This window comes from Actinomycetota bacterium (genome assembly GCA_036280995.1).
Classification (GTDB): domain Bacteria; phylum Actinomycetota; class CALGFH01; order CALGFH01; family CALGFH01; genus CALGFH01.
Genome location: DASUPQ010000568.1, coordinates 1 through 7,354, shown reverse-complemented (window position 1 = coordinate 7,354; position 7,354 = coordinate 1). Strand labels below are relative to the sequence as shown.

The 7,354-nt window shown below is 70.7% G+C and carries 7 protein-coding genes; 2 read left to right on the top strand and 5 right to left on the bottom strand.

Translation table 11 applies throughout. The features are described from left to right. The coding region (locus VF468_19135; GenBank protein HEX5880406.1) for a hypothetical protein at positions 1-416 on the bottom strand (416 nt) is incomplete at its 3' end. A gap of 132 nt (positions 417-548) precedes the next feature. Next, complete coding sequence (locus tag VF468_19130) at positions 549-1,352, bottom strand: maleylpyruvate isomerase N-terminal domain-containing protein (protein ID HEX5880405.1); 804 nt, start codon at positions 1,350-1,352, stop codon at positions 549-551. A gap of 251 nt (positions 1,353-1,603) precedes the next feature. Here VF468_19130 and VF468_19125 point away from each other — a divergent pair, with 251 nt between their 5' ends. After that, positions 1,604-5,179: a BTAD domain-containing putative transcriptional regulator gene (locus tag VF468_19125; protein HEX5880404.1), complete on the top strand. Its 3,576-nt coding sequence runs from the start codon at positions 1,604-1,606 to the stop codon at positions 5,177-5,179. Here the strand turns inward: VF468_19125 and VF468_19120 are convergent. The 3 genes from VF468_19120 to VF468_19110 form a co-directional block, all read right to left on the bottom strand. Beyond that, positions 5,172-6,080, bottom strand: a complete 909-nt coding sequence (locus VF468_19120; GenBank protein HEX5880403.1) for an alpha/beta hydrolase — start codon at positions 6,078-6,080, stop codon at positions 5,172-5,174. The two genes, VF468_19125 and VF468_19120, sit on opposite strands and share 8 nt — an antisense overlap. Positions 6,081-6,094: 14 nt before the next feature. After that, positions 6,095-6,448: a nuclear transport factor 2 family protein gene (locus VF468_19115; protein HEX5880402.1), complete on the bottom strand. Its 354-nt coding sequence runs from the start codon at positions 6,446-6,448 to the stop codon at positions 6,095-6,097. 93 nt (positions 6,449-6,541) lie between these two features. After that, positions 6,542-6,772: a hypothetical protein gene (locus VF468_19110; protein ID HEX5880401.1), complete on the bottom strand. Its 231-nt coding sequence runs from the start codon at positions 6,770-6,772 to the stop codon at positions 6,542-6,544. Between the two features lie 297 nt (positions 6,773-7,069). On the opposite strand from VF468_19110, the gene VF468_19105 reads away from it, so the two are divergent. Then, a partial coding sequence (locus tag VF468_19105) for a response regulator (protein ID HEX5880400.1) occupies positions 7,070-7,354 on the top strand: 285 nt, incomplete at its 3' end.

Genomic DNA, 7,354 nt, shown 5'->3' with positions numbered 1-7,354 from the left:
TCGGGGGGTGTGGTCCTGATCGCCTCCAGGGCTTGCTTGAACGTCTTCCCGACCTGGTCGCGGATGGTGGCCGGGGTGTGGCCCTGGGCGTGGTCGACGATGTACTGGTAGATGACCGGGGAGACCTTGCTGCGGTCAGAGACCGAGATGTAGAAGCTGGCCCGGTCCACCACCGGCTGGTCCGACATGGGCTCGGCGACCAGCGGCATGGTCAGGCCCATGAAGACGTCGAAATGGGCGGCCAGCTGCAGCACCGTCCACGGCGGCTTGTCCGCATCGGGTGGCCGCAGCAGGGTGGGCCGCTCCCAGTCCTGGGCAGTGAGGTCCGACAGCTTACCTTGCAGCGCCGGGAGGCCCTCCTCGGCGAGGGCGTCCACCATCTCTTCGTAGGAGCGAGCTCTCGTGCCGGTCACCATGGTCCACCTCCTGGAGCCCGCCGCCCGCCGGCTGGACCGGAACCTGCCGGTCCGACGCTGACAGACGATGGGAGTTCCTGGTGCTCGATCATGCGGGGCTAATTGCCTGGATTCCTCCTTCCGATGCTCTGGTCATGGATATTCGAAGAGCTCCATGAAGTGCAGACCCAACCTGGAGTCCTGCCCGTCGGCGACATAGAGGTTCAGGGCGATGGCCTCCCAAAGGGTCATCCGACCCGACCACATGAGGAGGAACGCGACTGGATCGGCCGAGATCGTGGAGTCGACGGGCCCCGAGCGAGGCGGTTCCAACCGATAGGCACCGTCGTTGAACCGCACCGCGAAGGACGAGCCGCCACGCAGGTCGATGCCGAAGCTGGCCGTGACTCCGCGAGCCATTTCAGGATCCACCACGCTCTCGTAGTAGGGGCCGTACCCGTGGATCACGAGGTCGGCATGACCAGGTCTGATGGGCCACGGGGCACCGAGGGCGGTCGCGATGTCGTAGCCGTGGAGGAGCTGCTCACCGAGGCTGATGCAGACAAGGGCAGCCAGGTCGAGGGACACGCCAGCGTGGAACTGGACCGGCTGGTGGCCGGAGCGGTTGGCGGTGGCCTCAAGGAGCCCGGCCACCGCGTCGGTGAGAAGGGAGGCGACCTTTTCGGCGCCGGCCTCTGGGATGTCGGCGATCCGGGCGGCGTTCTCGGCCGCCAGTGCCTCCCTGGCCACACGTTCGATCGGGGAGGCGAGGCCCTCGGCGATCTCGGTGTGGAGCCCGGCGTGGTTCACGAGGTGGACGGCGGCCTCGCGCACGGTCCACGCAGAGCCCGGGATCCGCCCGTCCAGATCGGGAAGGGAGCGGATGAGCCCGGCCGTTCGCCTGGCGGTCGCCTCCAGCGCTGAGCGGGCCTGCGACAGGACCGTCGTCGAGTCCATTCGTCCTCCTCTCCTGGGGATGCTCCAGTCGGCGGCGACGCCTAGGGGAAGGATGCGCGACGCTCCTTACGCCGGGCTTGCGCGTCGCTGACGCGGCTCCCCATTGCCCTGTTCAGGACGAACGGGCATGTCGTACGCTGCAGCCACGGCCACTGGAGGGGGGGACCCAACTGCTCTCAACTGCGGAGCATCAGGTTCTCGAGTTCCACCTGCTGGGTGCGTTCGAGGTCGCCGCCGACGGACGGGTGGCGATGGTCGGAAGCCCCAAGCAGCGAGCGCTGCTGGCCATGCTCGTCGTCCACCTCAACCGCGTGGTTCCCCTCGACGCGATCATCGAGGAGCTCTGGGGCGAGCGGCTCCCGGCCAGCGCCAGCGCCAGTGTCCAGAGCCTGGTGTCCCGTCTCCGGCGGAGCCTCTCCGACCTCTGGCCGGAGGCGGGAAGCCGCCTGCGAGGCCGGGAGCCGGGCTATGTCCTTGAAGGGGATCCGGCCCAGGTGGACGCGAACCGTTTCGAGGAGCTGCTCGCCCGAGGCCGGGAGGCCGTCGAGCGAGGCGAGCCTGAGGCCGCCACCGATGCCCTGGAGCGGGCCCTGGCCCTGTGGCGGGGCCCAGCCCTCGCTGACCTCGCCGATCGGCGCTTCGCCCGCCTCGAGGCCAGCCGGCTGGAGGAGGCCCGCCTCGCCGCCGTCGAGGAGCTGGCCGAGGCCGAACTGGCACTCGGCCATCCCGCCCAGGGGCTGGCCCGCCTGGAGCCTCACGTCGCCGAGCACCCACTACGGGAGCGGGCCTGGGGGCAGATCATGGTGGCCCTCTACCGGCTCGGCCGCCAGGCCGACGCCCTGAGCGCCTACCGGCGGATCAGGAAGATCCTTCGTGAGGAACTCGGCCTGGAGCCCACGCCTTCCCTCCGCCAGCTCGAGCAGCAGATCCTCCTCCAACGCCCCGAGCTCGAGGGATCCCGCCCACCAGAGCCGGTGAGGCCGGCGGGACAAGCAACGCGGCCCTCCGGAACGACCCGCCCGGGCGACACGGTGGTCTTTCTCTTCACCGACATCGAGGCCAGCTCGCATCGGTGGGAGGGCGACGAGGAGGCAATGGCGGAAGACCTGGCCCGTCACGACGAGATCGTGCTGGGCGCCGTGGAGGAAGCCCAGGGCCGGGTGTTCGCCAACACCGGAGACGGCCTGTGCGCCGCCTTCCCCACGGCCTCGGCCGCGCTCACGGCGGCGCTGGGCGTCCAGCGCGCCCTTCTCGAGGAGGAGTGGAGATCGCCGATACCCCTGCGGGTGCGCATGGCGATCCACGCCGGCGCCGCCGAGCCCCGGGGAGGCAATTACGTCGGGCCCACCCTCAACCGGACCGCCCGTCTCCTGTCCCTCGGCTGGGGCGGCCAGGTGCTCTGCTCGCAGGCCGCCGCCGATCTCGCCCGAGACCACCTCCCGGTCGGCGTCGCGCTGCTCGACCTGGGCGACCATCGCCTGGCCGACCTCTCCCGGGCCGAGCGGGTGTTCCAGGTTGCCGATCCCGGCCTCCCCTCCGCCTTTCCACCCCTACGCTCCCCCGGCCGGCGGCACACCCTTCCCGCCGCCGTCACCTCCTTCGTCGGACGGGCCAAGGAGATCAAGGAGGTCCGTGGCCTGCTCGACGAGTCCCGCCTCGTGACGTTGACCGGGGTTGGAGGAGGCGGGAAGACCCGCCTCGCCCTGGAGGTGGCGGCCGGTGTCCAGGAGGATTTCCCGGACGGCGTCGTTCTGGTCGAGCTGGGCCGGTTGCCCGATGCGGCGCTCGTGGCCTCCATGGTGGCCGGTGCCCTGGGCGTGCTGGCCACCGGCCCAGGTGGAACCGCGGAGGTGCTCGTGGACCGGCTCTCCGAGTACCTCCAGCCCAAGCGGACCCTCATCGTCCTCGACAACTGCGAGCACGTCATCGAGGCGGCCGCCGAACTGGTTCACATGCTGCTGCCCAGCTGCCCAGGCGTCACCGTCCTGGCCACCAGCCGGGAGATCCTGGGACTGCCGGGCGAGGTGGCCTGGCGGGTGCCCCCCCTCTCCCTCCCCGCCGCCGAGTCGACCAGCGTGGAGGATCTGTCGGGCTCTGACGCCGTGGCCCTCTTCTGCGAGCGGGCAAGAAGGGCCCAGCCCGGCTTCGGTCCGAGCCAGGCCAACGCCGCCGCCGTCACCCAGATCTGCCGGCGCCTCGACGGCATCCCCCTGGCCCTCGAGCTCGCCGCCGCCCGCATCCGGGTCCTCGGCGCCCAGGACCTGGCCCGGCGACTGGATCAGCGCTTCCGGCTGCTCACCGGAGGGATCCGCACTGCTGTGCCCCGGCACCAGACGCTGACGGCGACGATGGACTGGAGCTACGACCTGCTCCCCACCGCCGAGCAGGTCGCCCTGCGCCGCCTGGCTGTCTTTCCGGGCAGCTTCGACCTCGAGGCGGCGGAGGCGGTGGTGGGGCAGCAGGAGGGTTCCGCTTCGTCGGTAGAGCTCGAGGTCCTCGACCTCCTCTCCCACCTGGTCGACAAGTCCCTGGTGGTGGTCGACAGCGAAGGCGTCAACGTGCGCTACCGCCTCCTCGAGACCGTCCGGGAGTACGGGTCGGCCAAGCTGGCCGAGGCGGGAGAGCCAGACTGGGTTCGCCGACGGCACCGAGATTTCTTCCTCGCCCTGGCGTCGACACACGAGGACCCAGTCGAGCCGACCCGCAAGTGGTCGAGTGGGGAGTGGATACGGCAGGTCCATGCGGACGAGGACAGCTTCCGGACCGCTCTGGAGTGGTCGATCGCTCAGGGGGACGACGAGGCGGCCGTGCAACTGGCTGCCGCCCTGTGGCGGTACTGGTGGTGGACACGGCCGCTGGAGGGCTCCGACTGGCTGGAGCGGGTGCTGGCCGGGCCGGCGAGCACGCTCGGCCCCGAGCGGCTGGAGGCGCTCATCGGCTCGGGATTCCTGCTTCCCCGTTCCGGCCGAACGACGGTGCAGCGGGGGGAGGAGGTGCTCCGGCACGCCCTCGGTCTTGCCGAGGAGACGGGAATGGCCAAGGAAGCGGCCCGGGCCCGCTACTTCCTCGGCGAGCTGGCCATCTCCCGCGGAAGGCCGGAGGAGGCGGAGCCCCTGTTGACCGCCGCCCTCCAGGCATTCGAGGCGATGGACGCCCCCCTGTCGGCGGGGTGGTGCCACCACGCCCTGGGCTGGATGGCGATGGCCGCCGACGATCAGCGCCAGGCGCAGGAGCACTTCGAGCAGGTCTTCAAGCTCGCCCAGGGAGGAGGGGCTGCCGAGCTGTTGCGCGTCCACGGCATGGCGGCCCTGGCGCCTCTTGCCGCCCTGGCCGGTGAGACGGACCGGGCCCAGCTCCTGGCGAAGGAAGCCGTGATGGTGGCCCGCCGCCTTCCGGCTCTGGGATTCCTCGTCATGGCGCTCACCCGAGCCGGTGAGACGGCCCTCCTCTCCGGCCGACAGCCGCGAGCGACGCTTCGAGAGCTGATCGGCCACCTGCGCGACCTCGCCGCCCGGGCGTGGGTCGTGCAGACCCTGGAGATGGTGGCCCTGGTGCGCGAGGCCGAGGGTCGGCCCCGTCCTGCCGCCAGGCTCTTCGGGGCCTGCCAGGAGCTCGAGGAGGCGCTGGGCGAGGCGGCCCGGGGAAGGGTCCTCTCCGGCGAGGTGAGCGCCTGCCGACGCCGAGTAGGAGAGGCTCTGGGAGATCAGGCGCTCGCCGAGGAGGAGCGTCTCGGTCGGAGCATGGCGATGGTAGAGGCGCTCAGCTACGCGCTGGCGGAGCTGGAAGACACCGCTCCAGCCGGGCCCCGCTGGCCAGACTTTAGGTAGTCGCTCGACCTGACAAATGCTCCAGGAACCAGTCGCGGGCGGCGCCGCTGGCCGCGTCGAAGCCCTTGACGTAGGCGTCGAAGTGGGCGTCGGGCAGCAGCACCAGCTTCTTCGGCTCGCGCGCCCGCTGGTAGGCCTCCAGCGCGAGGTCGGTCGGGGTGAGGTGGTCGAGCGCGGCGACGACCATCAGCAGTGGGGTGGGGCTGATGCGCTCCAGGTAGGCGCTGGGCTCGTACTCCATCAGCATCTCGACGGTTCGTAGCGTGACCTCGTTCTGCCACGCCGGCGCGCGGCTCTTGCCCGCCTCGCTGAACCACTCCCAGGAGTCGGGGGTGGGCAGGGCCGAGACGGCCATGGGGTCGGGGTCGACGACGGGGACCATCGCGGGCGGCTCGCCGCGGTAGCGGGCGGCACGGTCCTGCTCCATGGCCGCGCGGTTGGGGGCCATGAAGTCCTGGCGGACGAGCCGCTGGATGTTCCGGTAGCCGCTGACCAGCGGCACCTGGGAGACAACACACTTGACGCGCCGGTCGATCGCTCCGACCACCAGCACGTGGCCGCCGCTGTAGCTCGTTCCCCACACGCCGATGCGGTCGGGGTCGACCTCCGAGCGGGTCTGCGCCCAGGTAATCGCATGGCGATAATCGCGCACCTGGGCCCACGGGTCGATCTCCTGGCGCGGTTCGCCGTCGCTGGCGCCGAAGTTGCGGTTGTCGAACACCAGCGCTCCCAGCCCGCCGGCAGCGAACGCCTCGGCGAAGCTGTCCAGGAACATCTCCTTGACGGCGGAGAAGCCGTGGGCCATGACGACCGTGGGAACCGGGCCGGTAACCCCATCGGGCAGATACAGCCAGCCCCGCAGCGTCACCCCTTCGGCGTCGAACTCGATATCCTGCCGCATCCCTATCCCTTCTTTCAGGAAGCGGGCTGCAAGGTGTAGCGGACGGTCTGGACCCGGATGAGGCCGTCGCGGAAGACGAAGGTGTCGATGCCGTCCTCGATGCGGTTGCCGCCGCCCTCGGCGCTCCACTCCAGGAACAGGATGTCGTCCTCGAAGAGGGTGGTCTTGAGGTCCCAGGCGGCCTGCGGGATCTCGCCGAGGAGCTTGGTGAATGCCTGGCGGATGCTGTCCTTGCCGCGGAGCACGCCGGATGGGGTGATGAAGATGGCGTCGTCGCTGTAGTCGGCGACGATCTCGTCCAGGTCCTCGGCTCCCAGCGCCTGCGCGTGATGGTCGAAGACCTCCTGGGGGCTTCGCGTCGCGGCCATGGGCCGCCTCCTCTCCCTGCCGACGCAGCCTGACCTGCTGATCTCAACAGAGGAGACAGCCACGCACAAGAGGCCATTCCTGACGGTCGTGTCTCATGGTCGCACCTTCTGCTCCGCCAGATCTGCGGGGCCGAGGGCGAGGGCGGCGAGGACCGCGCTCGGCCAGGCGAACCAGTGGCGGGCCAGCCAGGCACCGGTGTCCGAGTCGTAGGTCTCGGGGAGGAGACCGTCCGGCGCGGCCACGGCAAGGAGGCGTTCGAGCACGCGCCCCGCGCGGCCGGTCTCGCCCAGCACCTCGGGTGCGCACAGTCCCCACAGTGGCACGAGAGCGGTCGGGAGGTCGTTGGCGTCCTGGTACCGGCGGAACCGGCCTCGGCCGTCGGTCTCGTACGTCCACTGGGTGCCGAACGGGCCAGGGCAGGCGAGCGGTCCCGGATCGCCGCTCGCACGGTGTCTGCCGCGCCGGCCAGCGCCGGGGCGTCAAGGCGGAGCTCACCCGCGTAGAGCTGCTGGTCGGCCTGGAACGCCCGGTCCTTCCAGCGCGCCTACCGAACGGGCGCCGAACCCCGCGGCCTCCCGATAGGGTGGCGACCGTGGGGACGGTGAATGGGAGTCCTGGCCATGTTGCGACCGGTGTTGCTGGCGGTTGATGACGAGCCGGCTGCGCGCAGCAGCATCGAGACAGAGCTGCGCAAGCGCTATGGAGCCGACTACGAGGTGATCTGCGAAGGGTCGGGGGCGGCCGCGCTCGGGGTGCTGGAGCGGGTCAAGGCGCGAGGTGGGCAGGTGGCGCTGGTGCTGGCCGACCTGTGGATGCCGGACATGAGCGGGATCGAGCTGCTGACCAAGGTGCGCGTGCTGGACCCGGCGGCCAAGCGGGCGCTGTTGACCGGCTGGGGTGACCTG

What these genes read in the sequence shown, in the direction of transcription:
- VF468_19120 (HEX5880403.1), bottom strand. Translation starts at nt 6,080, where the DNA reads ATGCGGCAGGATATCGAGTTCGACGCCGAAGGGGTGACGCTGCGGGGC.
- VF468_19130 (HEX5880405.1), bottom strand. Translation starts at nt 1,352, where the DNA reads ATGGACTCGACGACGGTCCTGTCGCAGGCCCGCTCAGCGCTGGAGGCG.
- VF468_19125 (HEX5880404.1), top strand. Translation starts at nt 1,604, where the DNA reads ATGGTCGGAAGCCCCAAGCAGCGAGCGCTGCTGGCCATGCTCGTCGTC.
- VF468_19115 (HEX5880402.1), bottom strand. Translation starts at nt 6,448, where the DNA reads ATGGCCGCGACGCGAAGCCCCCAGGAGGTCTTCGACCATCACGCGCAG.